This window comes from Flavobacterium sp. MEB061 (assembly GCF_000834715.1).
GTDB lineage: Bacteria > Bacteroidota > Bacteroidia > Flavobacteriales > Flavobacteriaceae > Flavobacterium > Flavobacterium pectinovorum.
Genome location: NZ_JXQR01000040.1, coordinates 219,114 through 237,967, shown reverse-complemented (window position 1 = coordinate 237,967; position 18,854 = coordinate 219,114). Strand labels below are relative to the sequence as shown.

Here is an 18,854-nt window from a genome sequence, read left to right as displayed (position 1 = left end):
AATTTATTTTTTATTGAATTTATTAGAAAGAGACTTTATAAAACCTGGCTTTACTTCTTCTTCGTGATAACCATTAGAATATACTCCATAACCGTACCCGTAAGCAGTTCCATATTTTGCTTTATTCTCATATCCATTCAAAACAATACTTGTATTATTTAGCTCTCCTCTTTTTACTCTAGTATTCAACAACGTGATCATATCTTTTTTAGTATAATTTTGTCTAACAATATACAATGTTACATCTGCATACTGAACCAATTCTAAAGCATCGGAAACAAGACCAACCGGCGGAGTGTCTAAAATAATATAATCATATTTTTGTTTTAGCTCTTCTATCAACTCTTTCATAGCTTCACTTATAATAAGTTCAGACGGGTTAGGTGGAATAGGGCCGGAAAGTATAACATCAAGATTAGGAATTTCTGTTGGATTAATAATTTCACTCAACGTTTTTTGTTTAATTAAATAATTTACAACTCCTGTCTGATTACTCAAATTAAACTCATCAGCTAATCTGGGTTTTCTCAAATCTAAACCAATAATAACAGTTTTCTTTTCGCTTAAAGCGAAAATAGTAGCAATATTTATAGAGCAAAATGTTTTTCCTTCTCCACTTATAGATGAAGTGATCATTAACGTTTTTGAACCACTTACCTGCTGTTTTTTGTACAAAAATTGCAATGAAGAACGAATAGCTCTAAAAGACTCAGAAAGTGCAGATTTTGGCTTATCAAATACTGCTAAATTAACATTATCCTTATTTACTCCAATTACTCCAATAAGTGGAATCTGAGTCAATTTATTAATGTCTTCAGTATTTTGAATTGAATTATTAATGAAGAAAATTCCAAAAACGAATAGCAAAGGAATTAAGATCCCCAAAAATAAAGCCAATACATAATTTACAGAAGTTTTGGGTCCAATTAAACCACCTCCAATATCTTTGGCTGGATCAATAAAATGTATATCTGATAAATTGGAAGCTTTTACAATTTCTGCTTCATTGCGCTTTTGAAGAAATTCAGTATAAATATTATCATTTAAATCATATTTTCTTTTAATCTTCAATAATTCCTGCTGTTCTTCCGGTAACTTTTTAACTGTACTTTCTGCCTGTCCAATTTTGGCATTCACCATAGATAAATCGTACAACAATGAAGATTTTGCTGTACCTATATTTTCTAATAAAACATCTTTAACAGCACGCATTTGGTTATCAAAATCTTTAAAAATCTTATCGCTTTTTACTGCATAAGCCATCTCTGATCTTTGAGTAGAAAGTGCTATTATTTTTGACACATTGGCAACAATATTTGGATCTTCAATTCCAGCAACTGACGGGGCCGGAAGCCTGGAATAATCGACACTGTTATTCAAATAAGTTTTTAATGAATTATAATATGCTATTTTTCTGGAAATTTGATCTCTCTCTACATCAAAATTCATTATTTGATCTGAGAACTTTGCACCTCCGGCTTCTATATCATAAACATTCTTATCTTTTCTGAAGGTTTTTAATTCATTTCCGGTTTGCTTCAATTGCCCTTCCATGGCCACAAGCGTGCTATCTATAAATCGTATTGTATTGTTTGCAAATTGATTTTTTCCGTCAAGCTGAATTTTTATCAACATTCTTACGGTAGCATTTAGATATTCTACCATTCGGGCTTTGTTTGTACCCTGCATACTTAAAGTCAATATAGAACCTCCTTTATCGTCAGAATCAATATTTATACCTCTGTATTTTGATACTGTGCCATTAAAATCATTGAATCTTACAAAGTATTCATTTCCTTTATAAAAACCGGGATTATCATTGATTTGTAACTTCCAATTTAAAAAAGGCAATGTAACCTGTTCTCCCACTTTATACCTTTTTACAAATTCTGCAGGCTGTACATTTGTATTCGAATAAGTATTGGTCGTGTAGTCTACTACTGAAACTGAAGAATTTTCAAACGGAATTCGAATTTCATATACATTTTCACTTAAAAACTTAATACCAATTAAAGTATTTGCAAGCTGACCTTTTGATTTATCAATATTTAGATAAAAAGGAACTGCTCCGTATGCATCGGTCAAATTATATTTTCCTTGTTTCAAATAATCAATATAAAATTGCAACTTACTTACAACTAATTCATTATGTGATCTTGATTGCAATATAGTCGAAATCCCATTTACCTGATCAGATATTCCTCCCCAGTTAAAGACCAAACTAGTATTTGAAGTAAAAAAAGGATTACTCTCTTCTTTAATAGAAATCATCGTTTGCATTGCGTAAATTTTCTCTTTTCGAATATTTACCTGATATGCAATTGTAAATGCAATTATTAAACTAGCGAGAAACCATTTCCAATAACTGGCAATTTTCAATAAAAACCCTTTAAAATCAAAATTTGAATGATTTTCAAAAATCGAAAAATCTTTTATATCTAACATTTTTTGAATTTAGTTTAATTTTTCAGAATCAAATAAACCGTCGTTGCTAATGACAACAAGGTTATAATTGTACCAATTGATTGTATTCCGGTTTGTCCTGTTCCCCATGTTTTTTGTCTTAGTGGTTTTACATAAATGTAATCATTAGGCTGTAGATAATAATATGGAGATTTCATCACATTTACATCTGTAAGATCAAGGTCGTTCATTTGAACTCCCGTTGGTGTTTGACGAATTACTGTTACCGCTCTTCTATTTCCAACAGTCGTAATGTCTCCAGCGTTTGCAATAGCTTCCATAATATTTACATGTTGCTGAAATAGTGTTTTAGTTCCAGTACTTCCTACTTCTCCATTAATCGTATATCGAAAACCCGCTAATTTGACAGTCACAAAAATATTCGCATCACTTTTAAAATATTCTTCAAGTAACTTTTTTTCAATTTTAACTCTTACTTCCTCGATTGTAAATCCAATTACATTTATTTCACCCAAAATTGGCATACGGATATTCCCATGATCATCTACCGTAAAACCATTGAAATATAGTGATGATTCTGATTTTGCTGTAGTTCCTGAAGCCGATTCGGTTGAATTAAAAATAGTAACAAGTTTAGGATCAATTGCTTTTATATCGATACTAATAATATCATTAACTTGCAATCTATAAGGTTTAGATTCGACTGCAGCAATTGTATTTTGTTCTGCTGAAGTATTTTTATCTTGTAAATACACCAAATCTTTTATTGGAATACAAGACGTAAAAAGTGTGCTAATTAACAGCAATATATAAAAGCCTTTTCTTGTCATTATTTAAAATTTAGTCGCAAATATAGCTTTTCCTTTAATCTTCAGGAAATCTAACTTTTGTTTGGTTTTATTTAGTTGTTTTTAAAAGTTTTTTCGAATGGTACTCTGTGTAAAATACTTCTTCCAAGTGTAATTTCATCAGCATATTCTAATTCGTCTCCAACAGATATTCCTCTTGCAATTGTCGAAATCACAATTTCAGATTCTGCAATTTGTTTATAGATATAAAAATTAGTTGTATCGCCTTCCATAGTAGAACTTAGCGCAAAAATAATTTCAATTACTTTTCCGGCTTTCACTTTTTCTACTAAACTTGAAATATTTAATTGCCCAGGCCCAACACCTTCAATTGGAGAAATTTTTCCTCCGAGTACGTGATAAATTCCTTTATATTGTCCTGTATTTTCGATTGCCATCACATCTCTAATATCTTCTACGACACAAATCGTCTGATGGTTTCTGGCTGAATTAGCACAGATTTCGCAAACTGTTGTATCAGAAATATTATGACAGCTTCTACAAAACTTAATATCCTCACGCATATTAAGCAATGCCTGAGATAAAAAACCAGTTTGCTCCTTTGGTTGCTTTAGCAAATGCAAAACCAATCGTAATGCCGTACGCTTACCAATACCTGGTAATTGCGACATTTCGTTAACCGCTTTTTCTATTAACTTTGATGAAAATTCCATAACGACAAAAGTAATACTTTTAATGGTTTAGTAGACTTGGGGACAACTAAATTCACTGTGTTTTAAAGAGCAAATATACTACTAAGAGTTTTTTTTACTTAAATTATAAATCAAATCCTTTTTTATTATTGAACAGAATAAAAAAGGATTTGAACTAAACTGGACAATCCGGAAAATTAATATTGATTTGTAGCTAATAAAACCAAAGTACAAGCAACTTCTCCCTTAATATCATTCAACTCAAGCAACTGATATAATTCAGGATTTTCAGTTCCTGGATTAAAAACAACTCTTTTTGGCTGAGCTTCGATTATGTAATTGTAATAATCACGCTGACGCGTAGGATTTAAATACAAAGTTACTGTGTCTATATTTTTAACCGGAATGGCTTTGGTTTGAATTTTTACACCGGCTACTTCACCGGTATTTTGACCAATTGCTAAAACAGTATGTCCTTTTTGAACCAACATATTTATAGCTCTATATGCGTATCGATCTGGTTTTGTAGTAGCCCCCAGAACTAAAGTTTTCTTATTTTTCATCATTTTAAAATATTTTACAAAAGTAGTCAAAAAGAATGAGCTAATTTTAAGTTATTAATTTACGAATTAAAGCAATAAAAAACGAATAACCTTACATCAAATTGTTCTGTAATATTAAAATTTGACTATTTTTACTTCGTTAACCAAAACTCTATGGATTTATTTATTTACTTATTTGCTGCTCTTTTTTCGGTTTTAAACCCAATTGGTACTGTTCCTATTTTTGTTGGACTTACACAGGATGACTCTCAGAAAGAACGTTCAAGAATTTCACTTTGGACGGCGATAAATGTTTTTATAATTTTAATGGTTTCTTATTTTATAGGTCAATATGTTTTAACCTTTTTCGGAATCAGCATTGACGCTCTTAGAATTGCCGGCGGAATCGTAATTGTGAATTCGGGCTTTTCTTTACTTTCAGGGAAATTCAACAAAAAACGAGGCATCAACAAAAAAATTGAAAATGAAGCACACCATCGAAACGATATTGCGCTTACTCCATTAGCAATACCAATGTTAGCTGGCCCTGGATCGATGTCATTATTAATTGCTTTTTATCAGGAACACCATAAAATGAATGAAATCATTATTTCTAGTTTAGCCATTTTTGCGATTGCCGTTGCCATTTTTGCCATACTTAAAAGCGCACATTACTTAGCCCGTATATTAGGAGCTTCAGGAATTGTAGCAATATCAAGAATTGTTGGTTTTATTGTAATTTCTATCGGGATTCAATATATAGTAAGCTCAATCGTAAATATCATTAAAGGAAATTTGATGTAATTCATTCTATATTTATATTAAAAAACAAAAGGGATAGAACGTAAGTTTTATCCCTTTTGTATGCTCTAAAATTATTTTTTTTTAATTTCTTGGCAAAAACACTTCAGCCATCATGCATCTTGCACTTCCACCGCCACAAGCCTCAATTGTATCTAAACTTGAACTTAAAATTTCGGCATGATTTTCTAATTGTGCAATTTGTTTTGGAGTTAAACTCTGATGTGCCGATGCGCTCATGACAATATATTTTTTATCATTTGCTCCTCGAACTTCAAGCATATTTCCGGCAAAATTATTTACCTGAGCTTCAGTAATTAAAATAATTTCTTTTTTATCAGTTTTTAAATTATCCAGCACCATTTTGCGTTCTTTTTTGTCATCAATACAATCTGCACAAATAACAGCAAAAGTTTCACCCAAACACATCATTACATTAGTGTGATAAATTAATTTACGCTCTCCATCAACAGTCTGAAATGCTTCAAAAATAACCGGAGCATAATCAAAATCTTCACAGAATTCTATAAACAATTCCTCATCAGCTCGAGGAGATAACGCACAATATGCTTTTGCATTAGCTCTATCCAAAAGCAAACTTCCTGTTCCTTCTAGAAAAAAACCATCTTCTTCTGCAGATGTATAATCCATTATATTAGAAATCTCAAAACCTTTTTCTTCGAGAGTATCTAAAATATCTTCACGACGTTCATGGCGACGATTTTCGGCAAACATCGGATATAACGCTACGTCTCCATTTTCATGGAATGAAACCCAATTATTTGGAAAAATACTATCCGGAGTATCTGTATCCAAAGTATCTTCAATAACTGTCACATCAACTCCAACTGCTCTTAACTTCTCAACGAAAGTATCAAATTCCTGCTGGGCTTTTGCATTTACAGTACTTGGTAAAAGTCCGTCTAACACTTTTTGGTAATAATTATTTACAGCCGTTTGCTCATTCATTCTAAAAGCAACCGGCCGAATCATTACGATTGCATTTGTAGTTTGTTTCATAATCTATATTTTTTGCTTCAGGTTTTAAAGTTTCAAGTTGCTGGAACCGGAAACATAAAACTTAAAACTATTTTTTTAATCTCTAATTAATGGTAACGTTGAACATCTCAACAATCCTTCTTGTTTTGCAATTTCGGCATACGGAATTTCTTCAACTGTAAAACCATTTGCACGAAGCCAATTGTTCAAACGAGTAAAATTCTTCTCTGAAACTACAACATTTTCATCAATTGAAAATACGTTTGAAAACATATTATACATTTCGTTTCTCTCAATGTGAAATAAATTTTCTTTCCCAAAAAGATTTACTAAATATAAATAATCAGCTTCCTCACGAAAACCTCTTTTATAAATGATCCCTTTATTTTTTCCAACTGGCTGAAAGCAACAATCAAGATGCAAAGCATTATCCCGAGCTTCTAACTTCGATTTAACCAAATCAAATTCTTTGACAATTTTATTCGGGAATAATTCCTTGATAAAATTAACACCATGCATATTTGTTCTTGCTGTGATGTAATCCTTATAATCACTGCCTTTATATGTTCCAATAAAAATATGATTATTCCAAAGCATAACATCTCCGCCTTCAATATGTACTTCCTCCGGTGGGCGAACCACTTTAGTTGCATCCATTTGATCAATTACATATTGAATTGCATCTAATTCACGTTCTCGATCTGGCAAAATATTCGATTTCACAAAAGTGTCGTCAATAACAAAACCTATATCTCTGGCAAAAATTTGATTATAATTCTCAATCATTTCCGGACGATAAACTTTTACATCATATTTTTGAAAAACAGCATTAAAAGCATCCATTTCAGCAACCATGTCCTTTTCAATTGGATATGTTCCTGCTTTAATATGTTCCAATGATTTAGGATCGTAGGCTTCTTCCAAAGATGGAGTTGGCCCATTATGAACGGCAGAACCCAAAACTACAGCACGTAATCTTGACGTTTCGTTCTTTACATTTAATTGCAACATAATAGTATTATATTTTGAGCAAATATAAAAAAAGCTTCACAGTTAAGTGAAGCTTTAAAGTTTTTTATTTGTTAGACTTAAAGTCTCTCAAAGGATGTCCAGTATAAATTTGTCTTGGTCTTCCAATTGGCTCTTTGTTTTCACGCATTTCTTTCCATTGTGCGATCCAGCCTGGTAATCTACCAATAGCAAACATTACTGTAAACATATCTGTTGGAATTCCTAGTGCTCTGTAAATAATTCCAGAGTAGAAGTCAACATTAGGATATAAATTTCTTGACTTGAAATAATCATCTTCAAGAGCAGCTGATTCTAATTTTTTAGCAATTTCTAAAATAGGATCTTCAACTCCTAAAGTTTCTAATACTTCTTTAGCCGCTTTTTTAATAATTTTAGCTCTTGGATCAAAGTTTTTGTAAACTCTATGACCAAATCCCATTAAACGGAATGGATCATTTTTATCTTTTGCTTTCGCTAAAAACTTATCTGTATCACCACCATCTTTATTAATCTCTTCAAGCATTTCAAGTACAGCCTGATTTGCACCTCCGTGAAGAGGTCCCCAAAGAGCAGAAACTCCTGCAGAAATTGAGGCAAACAGACCAGCATGAGATGAACCTACCATTCTTACTGTAGAAGTAGAACAGTTTTGTTCGTGATCTGCATGAAGAATAAATAATTTATCTAATGCATCAACAATAACCGGATTAGCAGAATAAGGTCCTGTAGGCAATTTAAACATTAATTGCATAAAGTTATCTACATAACCTGTAGTGTTGTCATAATAATTTAAAGGATAACCCATAGATTTTCTGTAGGTCCATGTAGCAATTACAAGAAATTTACCCATTGTTTTACAAATGGCTTCGTACATTTCTTTTTCATTGTCAACATTCACTGCTTTTGGATTAAATGCCGTTAAAGCACTTGTCAAAGCAGATAGTACACCCATTGGATGTGCTGTTTTTGGAAAACCATCAATGATATTTTTCATCTCTTCGTTTACCAAAGTATGTTTTTTAATACCATTTTCAAACTGCTCTAATTCCTGAGCTGTTGGCAATTCACCAAAAATTAAAAGATATGATACTTCCAAAAAGCTAGCTTTCTCAGCTAAATCTTCGATTGAATATCCTCTGTAACGCAAAATTCCTAATTCTCCGTCTAAGAATGTGATCTCACTTTTACAAGATCCAGAATTTTTATATCCCGGGTCTATAGTAATAATACCAGTTAAATCACGTAATTTGTTAATATCGATAGCTGATTCATTTTCGCTTCCTGTGATTACCGGAAGTTCAATTTTTTGACCATCTACTTCTAATGTAGCTATTTTTGACATAATATATCGGAAATAAATCTTTAAAATAATAATTTATCAAATCTAAGGAATTTAAGACTAATTAAAAAAAGAATACTGCTATGAATTTGTTAAAACTCCAAAAAAAAACCACCCATTAAGAAATGGATGGTTTAAATCTATATATAACCTTACAATTATTTAATCTTGAAAGCGTTTAATCCAGGGAAATAAGCTGTTGCTCCTAACTCTTCTTCAATTCTTAATAATTGATTGTATTTTGCCATACGATCAGAACGAGAAGCAGAACCTGTTTTAATTTGACCACAGTTTAAAGCTACCGCTAAATCAGCAATTGTATTATCTTCTGTTTCTCCAGAACGGTGAGACATTACAGAAGTATAACCAGCATTTTTAGCCATATTTACTGCAGCAATAGTTTCAGTTAAAGTACCAATTTGATTAACTTTTACTAAAATTGAATTTGCAATTCCTTTTTCAATACCTGTTGACAAACGCTCAACATTAGTAACGAATAAATCATCTCCTACCAATTGAACTTTATGTCCAATTTTTTCAGTTAAATATTTCCATCCATTCCAGTCATCTTCATACATACCATCTTCGATAGAAATAATTGGATATTTAGCAGCAAGTTCAGCTAAATAATCAGCTTGTTCTTCAGAAGTTCTGATTTTTCCAGTTTCACCTTCAAATTTAGTATAGTCATATTTACCGTTTACATAAAACTCAGAAGCAGCACAGTCAAGAGCAATCATAATTTCGTCTCCAAAAGTATATCCTGCTTTTTCAACTGCTAATTTGATTGTATCTAAAGCATCTTCAGTACCTCCTGCTAAGTTTGGCGCAAAACCACCTTCGTCACCAACTGCAGTGCTTAATCCTCTATCGTGCAATACCTTTTTCAAGCTATGGAAGATTTCAGTTCCCATTTGCATTGCATGTGTAAATGAAGTTGCCTTTACAGGAAAAATCATAAACTCTTGAAAAGCAATCGGAGCATCAGAGTGAGAACCACCATTGATGATATTCATCATTGGAACAGGTAATGTATTAGCAGAAACTCCACCTACATATCTGTATAATGGCAAACCTAATTCATTTGCAGCAGCTTTTGCAGCAGCTAAAGAAACTCCTAAAATAGCATTAGCTCCTAATTTAGATTTATTTGGAGTTCCGTCTAAATCAATCATTAATTGATCAATTGTGTTTTGTTCAAAAACAGAAGTTCCAACTAATTCCTCAGCAATAACAGTATTAACATTATTCACTGCATTTAAAACTCCTTTTCCTAAGAACGCTTTTCCTCCGTCACGTAATTCAACAGCTTCGTGTTCTCCAGTTGAAGCTCCAGATGGAACTGCTGCTCTTCCTAAAACTCCATTCTCAGTTACTACATCAACCTCAATAGTAGGATTACCTCTGGAATCAAAAATTTGTCTTGCGTGAACTTTAATTATAATACTCATTATTTCTGTTTTTTTATTAATAAATTATATATTTTTTTCCGAAATTATAAAATTTTTTAATAGTAAAAACGCATTCTTACTATTAAACACCTTTATTTATTAACTACATCGTTTTAGCGGTAGCCAGTTTTATATTCTCAACGAACTGATCAAATAAATAAGATGAATCGTGTGGTCCTGGACTTGCTTCAGGATGATATTGTACTGAAAAACAATTCTTATTTTTCATTCTCATTCCGGCAACTGTATCATCATTTAAATGTACATGCGTAATTTCTAATTCTGGATGACCGTCTAAAGCTTCTCTTTTTACAGCGAAACCGTGATTCTGAGAAGTTATTTCTCCTTTTCCTGTAATAATATTTTTTACCGGATGATTAATTCCGCGGTGACCTCCAAACATCTTATAGGTCTTAACACCATTTGCCAAAGCTATAATCTGGTGACCTAAGCAAATTCCAAACAAAGGTTTATCATCCGCTATAATTTCTTTTGCCACTTGTATAGCGCCAAATAATGGGTCTGGATCTCCAGGACCATTTGATAAGAAATAACCATCAGGATTAAATTCAGTTAAATCCTTATAAGTTGAATCATAAGGAAACACTTTGATATAACAATCTCTTTTCGCAAGGTTTCTCAAGATATTTTTTTTAATTCCAAGATCTAAAGCTGAAATTTTATAAGTAGCATTTTCATCTCCAAAAAAATAAGGCTCAGTAGTTGAAACTTTTGACGCCAACTCTAAACCTTCCATGTTTGGCACATTTGCCAATTCTTTTTTCAATTCTTCTACCGAAGTTCCATCTGTACAAATAACAGCATTCATTGCTCCGTTATCACGAATATAACTCACAAGAGCTCTCGTATCAACATCAGAAATACAAATCAGGTTTTGTTTAGTGAAATAATCTTCCAAACTTCCAGATGCATCTTCTCTTGAATAATTAAAGCTAAAGTTTTTACAAACTAAACCGGCAATCTTAACGCTGTCAGATTCTATTTCCTGATCATTAACACCATAGTTTCCAATGTGTGCATTTGTAGCCACTAATATCTGACCAAAATAAGAAGGATCAGTAAAAATCTCCTGATATCCGGTCATTCCAGTATTAAAACAAACTTCACCAAAAGTTTTACCGCTAATTCCGATAGATTTTCCGTGAAAAATAGTTCCGTCGCTTAGTAATAAAATGGCGCTTTGTCGTGTCGTGTATTTCATTCTTTAATTTGTGTTGTTTTTTTTAATTGTACATGAAACTTGCCAGGCTCATTTCATTTGTAATTATAAGTTTTGCAAATTTACTTCTTTAAAAGAGTGTCTCCAAGATTTTTTAAAAAATTCATTCATAAAAATAAAACCTTCGAATTGAAATAAGTTAAATTTCTCATTTTAAAAAAAATCAAAAAAAAAGGATAAACTAAAAATTAGCTTATCCTTGATTTCTATAGAATCATTACTTTCATAATTATTCAGAAGCTTCAGTAGTCGATTCTGACTCAGCAGCAGGAGCTTCAGAAGTAGTTTCCTCAGCTTTTTTTGCTTTACCACCACGACGGCTTTTAGCTTTTTTAACTTCTTTTTTACCTCCATTGTAAAGTTCATTGAAATCTACAAGTTCGATCATTGCCATATCAGCATTATCTCCCAAACGATTTCCAACTTTAATGATACGAGTGTATCCACCTGGACGGTCACCAACTTTAGCAGCTACGTCTCTGAACAAGTCAGTTACAGCATATTTACTACGTAAGTAAGCAAAAACAATACGACGATTGTGAGTCGTATCTTCTTTTGATTTTGTGATTAAAGGCTCAACGAATTGTTTAAGCGCTTTAGCCTTAGCAACAGTAGTGTTAATACGTTTGTGCTCAATAAGAGAACAAGCCATATTAGCCAACATAGCTTTTCTATGTCCAGTCTGTCTGCTTAAGTGATTGAATTTTTTTCCGTGTCTCATTGCTATTTTAAATTTAATCCGCCGTGGCGGATTGAATTATTCTTTATCTAGTTTGTATTTTGCTAAATCCATTCCAAAAGTTAAATTTTTAACAGCTACAAGTTCATCTAGCTCAGTTAAAGATTTTTTACCAAAATTACGGAATTTCATTAGGTCATTTTTATTGAACGATACTAAATCACCAAGTGTATCAACTTCAGCCGCTTTCAAGCAATTTAATGCTCTCACAGATAAATCCATATCAACAAGCTTAGTTTTAAGCAATTGTCTCATATGCAATGACTCTTCATCATACGATTCTGTTTGTGCAATTTCGTCAGCCTCGAGTGTAATTCTTTCGTCAGAAAATAACATGAAGTGGTGAATTAAAACTTTAGCAGCTTCAGTAAGAGCATCTTTTGGATTAATAGAGCCATCAGTTTTAATTTCAAAAACTAATTTTTCATAATCTGTTTTTTGTTCTACACGGAAGTTTTCAATTGCATATTTTACATTTTTTACCGGAGTAAAAATAGAATCTGTAAAAATGGTTCCAATTGCAGCGTTCTGTTTTTTGTTCTCCTCAGCAGGTACATATCCTCTACCTTTTTCGATTGTTAAATCGAAGTTCAATTTGATTTTAGAATCTAAATTACAGATAACAAGGTCTGGATTCAAAACTTGAAAACCTGAGATAAATTTTTGAAAATCACCTGCTGTTAATTGATCTTTACCAGAAACAGAAATTGTAACTGCTTCATTATCGATATCTTCAATTTGACGTTTGAAACGTACTTGTTTTAGATTAAGGATAATTTCGGTAACATCTTCAACAACACCTGAAATAGTAGAAAACTCATGATCTACACCTTCGATACGAACAGATGTAATTGCATAACCTTCTAATGCTGAAAGCAAAACTCTTCTAAGTGCATTACCAACTGTCAATCCATAACCAGGTTCTAAAGGTCTAAATTCGAATTTACCTTCAAAATCGGTTGAATCGATCATGATAACTTTATCGGGCTTTTGAAAATTAAATATTGCCATAAATTTCGACTAAGTCAATTATTATTTGTTGTACAACTCTACGATTAATTGTTCTTTAATGTTTTCTGGGATTTGAAGTCTTGCAGGTACAGAAACAAAAGTTCCTTCTTTAAGATCATTGTTCCAAGTAATCCATTCATAAACATGACTTGAATTTGATAAAGAACGTTCGATAGCTTCTAAAGACTTAGATTTTTCACGAACTGCAACTTTATCACCTGGTTTAAGGTGATAAGAAGCGATATTTACAACCTCACCATTTACAGTAACGTGTCTGTGAGAAACTAATTGTCTAGCACCTCTTCTAGAAGGAGCAATACCCATTCTAAAAACAACGTTATCTAATCTTGCCTCACATAATTGTAAAAGAACTTCACCAGTAACACCTTTAGTTGCTGATGCTTTTTTAAATAAATTTCTGAATTGTTTTTCTAAAATTCCATAAGAATATTTAGCTTTTTGCTTTTCCATTAACTGAACAGCATACTCAGATTTTTTACCTCTTTTTTTAGCCATCCCGTGTTGTCCAGGTGGGTAATTTCTTTTTTCGAAAGATTTATCATCTCCGAAGATTGCTTCGCCAAATTTACGAGCAATTCTAGTTTTTGGACCAGTATATCTTGCCATTTCTAAAAAATTAAATTTAAGGTAGAGATTATGAATTCAGGTCAAATCCTTCGATAATCTATATTCTACCTTGTTTATACTATGAATAAATAAAATTAAACTCTACGTCTTTTTGGAGGACGACATCCGTTGTGAGGCATTGGAGTAACATCGATAATCTCTGTAACTTCAATTCCACCGTTATGAATAGAACGAATAGCAGACTCACGTCCGTTTCCTGGTCCTTTTACATAAACTTTTACTTTTTTAAGTCCTGCCTCAAGAGCTACTTTACTACAATCTTCTGCTGCCATTTGAGCTGCGTACGGAGTGTTCTTTTTAGAACCTCTGAAACCCATCTTACCAGCTGAAGACCAAGAAATAACTTCACCTTTCTTATTAGTCAAAGAAATGATAATGTTGTTGAAAGTGGCAGAAATATGAGCTTCACCCGTTGATTCAACGATAACTTTACGTTTTTTTGCAGTTGCTTTAGCCATATTACTTATTATTTAGTTGCTTTTTTCTTGTTAGCAACAGTTTTTCTTTTACCTTTTCTTGTTCTAGAGTTGTTTTTAGTTCTTTGTCCTCTTAAAGGAAGACCAGATCTATGACGGATACCTCTATAACAACCAATATCCATTAAACGTTTGATGTTCAAAGAAACTTCAGAACGTAATTCTCCTTCAATTTTGTAAAATGAAACAGCATCACGAATCGCTCCGATCTCATCATCATTCCAATCTTGAACTTTTTTGTCTTGGCTAACTTGAGCTTTTTCTAAAATCTCAATAGCTCTACTTCTTCCTAATCCAAAGATATAGGTAAGTGCTATAACACCTCTTTTATTTTTTGGGATATCTACCCCTGCTATTCTTGCCATAATTATCCTTGTCTTTGTTTAAATCTAGGATTCTTTTTGTTTATTACGTACAATCTCCCTTTTCTACGCACAATGATGCACTCGGGACTTCTCTTTTTTACTGATGCTCTAACTTTCATAGTGAATATCCTTTAATATCGATAAGTAATTCTTGCTTTTGACAAATCATAAGGACTCATTTCTAGTTTCACTTTATCACCAGGTAATAACTTGATGTAATGCATACGCATTTTACCAGAAATATGAGCAATTACGATATGTCCATTTTCTAACTCTACACGGAACATCGCATTTGATAATGCTTCAATGATTGATCCGTCTTGTTCTATTGCTGATTGTTTTGCCATAAATATATTAAGCTACCGCTTTTCTATTTTTACCAGTCTTCATTAAACCATCATAATGTTTGTTTAACAAGTATGAATTGATTTGTTGAATAGTATCTATTGCAACTCCAACCATAATTATTAATGAGGTACCTCCAAAAAACATTGCCCAAGATTGTTGTACATCCATAATACTTACAACAATGGCTGGGAACACAGCAATCAAAGCAAGGAATAAAGATCCTGGGAAAGTTATTAAAGACATCACTTTATCAAGGAAGTCTGAGGTTTCAGCTCCAGGACGAACTCCAGGAATAAAACCACCGCTTCTTTTTAAATCATCGGCCATTTTGTTAGTAGGAACCGTGATCGCAGTATAGAAAAATGTAAATACAATAATTAAAGTTGCAAAAACAAAATTATACCAAAATCCAAAGATATTACTAAATGCTCCAACAATAGATTGTGATGTGTCTGATTTAGACAATCCAGCTACAGCTGCAGGTATAAACATAATTGCCTGAGCAAAAATGATTGGCATAACTCCTGAAGCATTAAGCTTAAGGGGAATCCATTGTCTATTACCACCTGCTAAATCTTGCTCATAATCTCCAGTTGTTGTACGACGAGCATACTGAACTGGAATTCTACGTACTGCCATTGTAAGCAATACACAAGCAATAATTACTAATAACCACACAATAATTTCAATAACTAACAACATTGGACCTCCATTGTTATTGGTAACTCTGGTTGTAAATTCTTGAATAAAAGCTTGCGGTAAGCGAGCTAAAATACCAACCATAATCAATAATGAAATTCCATTTCCAATACCTTTATCTGTAATTTTCTCACCAAGCCACATAGCAAAAATTGTACCAGTGACTAAGATGATAACAGACGAGAACAAAAATTCAGGCGAATTAAAGCCTAGTAAGAATGCACTACCAGGCAATGTTCTGTACAAATTATAGATATAAGTTGGACCTTGAACCAGTGTAATAGCTATAGTCAACCAACGAGTGATTTGATTAATCTTTTTTCTACCACTCTCTCCATCGTTTTGAAGTTTTTGTAAATAAGGAATAGCAATTCCCATCAACTGAACAACAATAGATGCAGAAATATAAGGCATAATACCTAAAGCAAAAACTGAAGCTTTAGAGAAAGCACCTCCTGTAAACATGTCTAGGATAGATCCTAAACCATTTTTAGTTTGTCCCGCTAAACCTGTTAATTGAGTTGCGTCAATTCCAGGAAGCGTAACGTGTGCACCAAAACGATATACTAAAAGCAATCCTAATGTAATTAGGATTCTGTTTTTCAGTTCTTCGATTTTCCAAACATTACTTATTGATTCAATAAATTTCTTCATCTTAATAGATAAGTTATATAGTTACAGCTTCTCCTCCAGCAGCTTCAATAGCAGCTTTAGCAGTAGCAGTAAATTTGTGGGCAGTTACTTTTAATTTTGCTTTCAATTCTCCTCTACCTAAAATCTTAACGATTTCATTTTTGGTAGCAAGACGATTTGCTACGAAATCTGTCATTGAAACAGAATCAGTAATCACACCATTGTCTACTAATAATTGAAGCGTATCTAAATTAACACCTTCGTATTCTTTACGATTGATGTTTGTGAAACCAAACTTAGGCACACGTCTTTGAAGTGGCATTTGCCCTCCCTCAAAACCAATCTTTTTAGAATAACCAGAACGAGATTTTGCTCCTTTGTGACCTCTTGCAGAAGTACCACCTTTTCCAGAACCTTCTCCTCTACCTAATCTTTTATTTTGATTGTGTGTTGACCCTTCAGCTGGTTGTAAGTTACTTAAATTCATAACAGTATTTGTTATTTAGCTTCTTCGACAGAAACTAAGTGTTTAACTTTGTTTATCATCCCAAGGATAGCAGGGTTTGAATCATGCTCTACAACTTGTCCCATTTTACGTAGACCTAAAGCTTCCAAACCTCTTTTTTGAGAAAGAGGACAGTTGATTTTGCTTCTTACTTGTTTTACTAATAATTTAGCCATAATTTCCTTGAATTAACCTTTAAAAACTTTTTCTAAAGAAACACCTCTTTGTTTTGCAACAGTATGAGCGCTTCTCATTTGTAATAAAGCATCAAAAGTTGCTTTCACTACGTTATGAGGATTTGATGATCCTTGAGATTTAGATAATACATCGTGAATACCTACTGATTCAAGAACTGAACGAACAGCTCCACCAGCAATAACTCCTGTACCATGAGAAGCAGGAATTAAGAATACACGTGCACCACCAAATTTACCTTTTTGTTCGTGAGGAACAGATTGTCCATTCAAAGGAATTTTTACTAAATTTTTCTTAGCATCTTCTACTGCTTTCGCAATTGCTTCAGAAACGTCTTTAGATTTTCCTAATCCGTGACCAACTACTCCGTTTTCATCACCTACAACTACAATAGCAGAAAAACCGAAAGCTCTACCACCCTTTGTAACTTTAGTAACACGATTAACACTTACCAGACGATCTTTAAGTTCAAGACCACTTGGTTTTACCAATTCTACATTTTTGTATTTAGACATAATATATTAGAATTTAAGTCCAGCCGCTCTTGCGCCTTCTGCTAATGATTTAATACGACCGTGATATAAATAACCACCTCTATCAAAAGTGATTGTATCAATCCCAGCTTTTAACGCTTTCTCTGCAACTAATTTTCCAACAGCAGCAGCGATTTCAACGTTAGTACCTTTTCCTATTTCTTTTTCTCTTGAAGATGCAGCTAATAAAGTAACTCCATTTACGTCATCAATAAGTTGAGCGTAAATTTCTTTGTTACTTCTAAATACAGATAGTCTTGGGTTAGTAGCAGTACCACTAATCGATTTTCTAATTCTGAATCTAATTCTCTGTCTTCTATCAGATTTTGTTAATGACATAATCTTATTTTTTAAGCTGATTTACCTGCTTTTCTTCTTAATACTTCACCCACAAATTTAACACCTTTTCCTTTGTACGGCTCAGGCTTACGGAAACCTCTGATTTTCGCAGCAACCTGTCCTAAAAGTTGTTTATCAAATGATGTTAATTTTACGATAGGGTTTTTACCTTTTTCAGATATTGTTTCTAATGCAACTTCCGGAGCAATTTCCAAAACAATATTGTGAGAATATCCAAGAGCTAAATCTAACTTTTGACCTTGGTTTGAAGCTCTATATCCAACTCCAACTAATTCAAGTTCTTTTGTAAAACCTTCAGATACACCAATTATCATATTATTGATTAATGATCTGTATAATCCGTGTTTTGCTCTTTGGTCTTTATGATCAGACGATCTTTCTAATAGTACTTGATCGCCTTCAACTTTTACAGTAATGTCCGAAAACTCCTGAGTTAGTTGACCTTTTTTTCCTTTTACCGTAACGATACCGTCTTTAACTTCAACAGTTACTCCAGCAGCGATTACAATTGGGCTTTTACCTATTCTTGACATCTTATTTAGTCTTTAAAATTAGTATACGTAACAAATTACTTCACCACCTACATTTAATTGCTTAGCTTGTTTTCCAGTCATCAAACCTTTTGATGTAGAAACAATCGCAATTCCTAATCCGTTAAGGATTCTTGGTAATTTGGCAGCACCTGCGTATTTACGTAAACCAGGTTTACTAATTCTTTGGATATCTTTAATTACAGGCTCTTTAGTATCTTTATCATACTTCAAAGCGATTTTGATTGAACCCTGAACAGTGTTGTCCTCAAATTTGTAACTCAAGATATAACCTTGATCAAATAAGATCTTAGTTATTTCTTTTTTTAGATTAGAAGCTGGAATTTCAACAACTTTGTGGTTTGCAGCCACAGCGTTACGAACTCTAGTCAAATAATCTGCAATAGGATCTGTATACATATGTATTTGATTGCGATTATGGTTTTCGGGAGATACCCATCTCCCGAACCTTTAATCAATTAAAATTATTTTTTGGTTTGCAAA

General features: G+C 32.8%; 24 protein-coding genes. 1 reads left to right on the top strand and 23 read right to left on the bottom strand.

Translation table 11 applies throughout. From position 1 onward, the window contains the following. Positions 1-3: 3 nt before the first annotated feature. From RT99_RS16810 to RT99_RS16795, 4 genes are all read right to left on the bottom strand, one after another. A complete protein-coding gene (locus RT99_RS16810) occupies positions 4-2,445 on the bottom strand; it encodes a polysaccharide biosynthesis tyrosine autokinase (protein WP_042565890.1) in 2,442 nt (813 codons plus the stop codon). A 14-nt stretch (positions 2,446-2,459) separates the two neighbouring features. Then, entirely contained in the window at positions 2,460-3,254 is a 795-nt protein-coding gene (locus RT99_RS16805; RefSeq protein WP_042565889.1) for a polysaccharide biosynthesis/export family protein, read from the bottom strand. Between the two features lie 71 nt (positions 3,255-3,325). Next, positions 3,326-3,946 (bottom strand): recombination mediator RecR, encoded by a 621-nt coding sequence (recR, locus tag RT99_RS16800; RefSeq protein WP_042565888.1) that lies wholly within the window; start codon positions 3,944-3,946, stop codon positions 3,326-3,328. A gap of 176 nt (positions 3,947-4,122) precedes the next feature. Further along, positions 4,123-4,488, bottom strand: coding sequence for a CoA-binding protein (locus tag RT99_RS16795; protein ID WP_042565887.1), 366 nt, complete (start codon positions 4,486-4,488; stop codon positions 4,123-4,125). A 153-nt stretch (positions 4,489-4,641) separates the two neighbouring features. On the opposite strand from RT99_RS16795, the gene RT99_RS16790 reads away from it, so the two are divergent. Then, a complete protein-coding gene (locus RT99_RS16790; RefSeq protein WP_042565886.1) occupies positions 4,642-5,271 on the top strand; it encodes a MarC family NAAT transporter in 630 nt (209 codons plus the stop codon). A gap of 81 nt (positions 5,272-5,352) precedes the next feature. On the opposite strand, the gene ctlX is transcribed toward RT99_RS16790, so the two are convergent. From ctlX to rpsH, 19 genes are all read right to left on the bottom strand, one after another. Further along, positions 5,353-6,288, bottom strand: a complete 936-nt coding sequence (gene ctlX, locus RT99_RS16785) for a citrulline utilization hydrolase CtlX (protein WP_042565885.1) — start codon at positions 6,286-6,288, stop codon at positions 5,353-5,355. A 75-nt stretch (positions 6,289-6,363) separates the two neighbouring features. Next, the gene (locus tag RT99_RS16780) at positions 6,364-7,278 is read right to left on the bottom strand and encodes a dimethylarginine dimethylaminohydrolase family protein (protein WP_042565884.1); all 915 of its coding nucleotides are present in this window, start codon (positions 7,276-7,278) and stop codon (positions 6,364-6,366) included. A gap of 64 nt (positions 7,279-7,342) precedes the next feature. Next, positions 7,343-8,620: a citrate synthase gene (locus tag RT99_RS16775; RefSeq protein WP_042565883.1), complete on the bottom strand. Its 1,278-nt coding sequence runs from the start codon at positions 8,618-8,620 to the stop codon at positions 7,343-7,345. A 155-nt stretch (positions 8,621-8,775) separates the two neighbouring features. Next, positions 8,776-10,068, bottom strand: a complete 1,293-nt coding sequence (gene eno / locus RT99_RS16770; protein ID WP_042565882.1) for a phosphopyruvate hydratase — start codon at positions 10,066-10,068, stop codon at positions 8,776-8,778. A gap of 103 nt (positions 10,069-10,171) precedes the next feature. Continuing rightward, a complete protein-coding gene (gene carA / locus RT99_RS16765; protein WP_042565881.1) occupies positions 10,172-11,290 on the bottom strand; it encodes a glutamine-hydrolyzing carbamoyl-phosphate synthase small subunit in 1,119 nt (372 codons plus the stop codon). Between the two features lie 247 nt (positions 11,291-11,537). Then, positions 11,538-12,029 (bottom strand): 50S ribosomal protein L17, encoded by a 492-nt coding sequence (rplQ, locus tag RT99_RS16760; RefSeq protein ID WP_042565880.1) that lies wholly within the window; start codon positions 12,027-12,029, stop codon positions 11,538-11,540. Positions 12,030-12,065: 36 nt separating this feature from the next. After that, a complete protein-coding gene (locus RT99_RS16755; RefSeq protein ID WP_026109818.1) occupies positions 12,066-13,058 on the bottom strand; it encodes a DNA-directed RNA polymerase subunit alpha in 993 nt (330 codons plus the stop codon). A gap of 21 nt (positions 13,059-13,079) precedes the next feature. Continuing rightward, on the bottom strand, positions 13,080-13,685 hold the full coding sequence (gene rpsD / locus RT99_RS16750) for a 30S ribosomal protein S4 (protein WP_026982953.1): 606 nt from the start codon (positions 13,683-13,685) through the stop codon (positions 13,080-13,082). A gap of 95 nt (positions 13,686-13,780) precedes the next feature. Next, positions 13,781-14,164 (bottom strand): 30S ribosomal protein S11, encoded by a 384-nt coding sequence (gene rpsK / locus RT99_RS16745; RefSeq protein WP_007803677.1) that lies wholly within the window; start codon positions 14,162-14,164, stop codon positions 13,781-13,783. An 8-nt stretch (positions 14,165-14,172) separates the two neighbouring features. Beyond that, the gene (gene rpsM, locus RT99_RS16740) at positions 14,173-14,547 is read right to left on the bottom strand and encodes a 30S ribosomal protein S13 (RefSeq protein ID WP_007803675.1); all 375 of its coding nucleotides are present in this window, start codon (positions 14,545-14,547) and stop codon (positions 14,173-14,175) included. Between the two features lie 2 nt (positions 14,548-14,549). After that, on the bottom strand, positions 14,550-14,666 hold the full coding sequence (gene ykgO / locus RT99_RS25040; RefSeq protein WP_072945378.1) for a type B 50S ribosomal protein L36: 117 nt from the start codon (positions 14,664-14,666) through the stop codon (positions 14,550-14,552). 12 nt (positions 14,667-14,678) lie between these two features. Next, on the bottom strand, positions 14,679-14,894 hold the full coding sequence (infA, locus tag RT99_RS16735; protein WP_007136545.1) for a translation initiation factor IF-1: 216 nt from the start codon (positions 14,892-14,894) through the stop codon (positions 14,679-14,681). A 7-nt stretch (positions 14,895-14,901) separates the two neighbouring features. Next, positions 14,902-16,248 (bottom strand): preprotein translocase subunit SecY, encoded by a 1,347-nt coding sequence (gene secY, locus RT99_RS16730; protein ID WP_042565879.1) that lies wholly within the window; start codon positions 16,246-16,248, stop codon positions 14,902-14,904. A gap of 13 nt (positions 16,249-16,261) precedes the next feature. Beyond that, positions 16,262-16,714, bottom strand: a complete 453-nt coding sequence (gene rplO / locus RT99_RS16725; RefSeq protein WP_017495009.1) for a 50S ribosomal protein L15 — start codon at positions 16,712-16,714, stop codon at positions 16,262-16,264. 11 nt (positions 16,715-16,725) lie between these two features. Beyond that, entirely contained in the window at positions 16,726-16,908 is a 183-nt protein-coding gene (gene rpmD, locus RT99_RS16720; RefSeq protein ID WP_017495010.1) for a 50S ribosomal protein L30, read from the bottom strand. A 12-nt stretch (positions 16,909-16,920) separates the two neighbouring features. Next, complete coding sequence (gene rpsE / locus RT99_RS16715; protein ID WP_085950926.1) at positions 16,921-17,445, bottom strand: 30S ribosomal protein S5; 525 nt, start codon at positions 17,443-17,445, stop codon at positions 16,921-16,923. Between the two features lie 3 nt (positions 17,446-17,448). After that, positions 17,449-17,799 (bottom strand): 50S ribosomal protein L18, encoded by a 351-nt coding sequence (gene rplR, locus RT99_RS16710; RefSeq protein ID WP_042565878.1) that lies wholly within the window; start codon positions 17,797-17,799, stop codon positions 17,449-17,451. A gap of 11 nt (positions 17,800-17,810) precedes the next feature. Further along, positions 17,811-18,353, bottom strand: a complete 543-nt coding sequence (gene rplF, locus RT99_RS16705; RefSeq protein WP_042565877.1) for a 50S ribosomal protein L6 — start codon at positions 18,351-18,353, stop codon at positions 17,811-17,813. 18 nt (positions 18,354-18,371) lie between these two features. Beyond that, the gene (gene rpsH, locus RT99_RS16700) at positions 18,372-18,770 is read right to left on the bottom strand and encodes a 30S ribosomal protein S8 (RefSeq protein WP_007803657.1); all 399 of its coding nucleotides are present in this window, start codon (positions 18,768-18,770) and stop codon (positions 18,372-18,374) included. Positions 18,771-18,854: the final 84 nt, after the last annotated feature.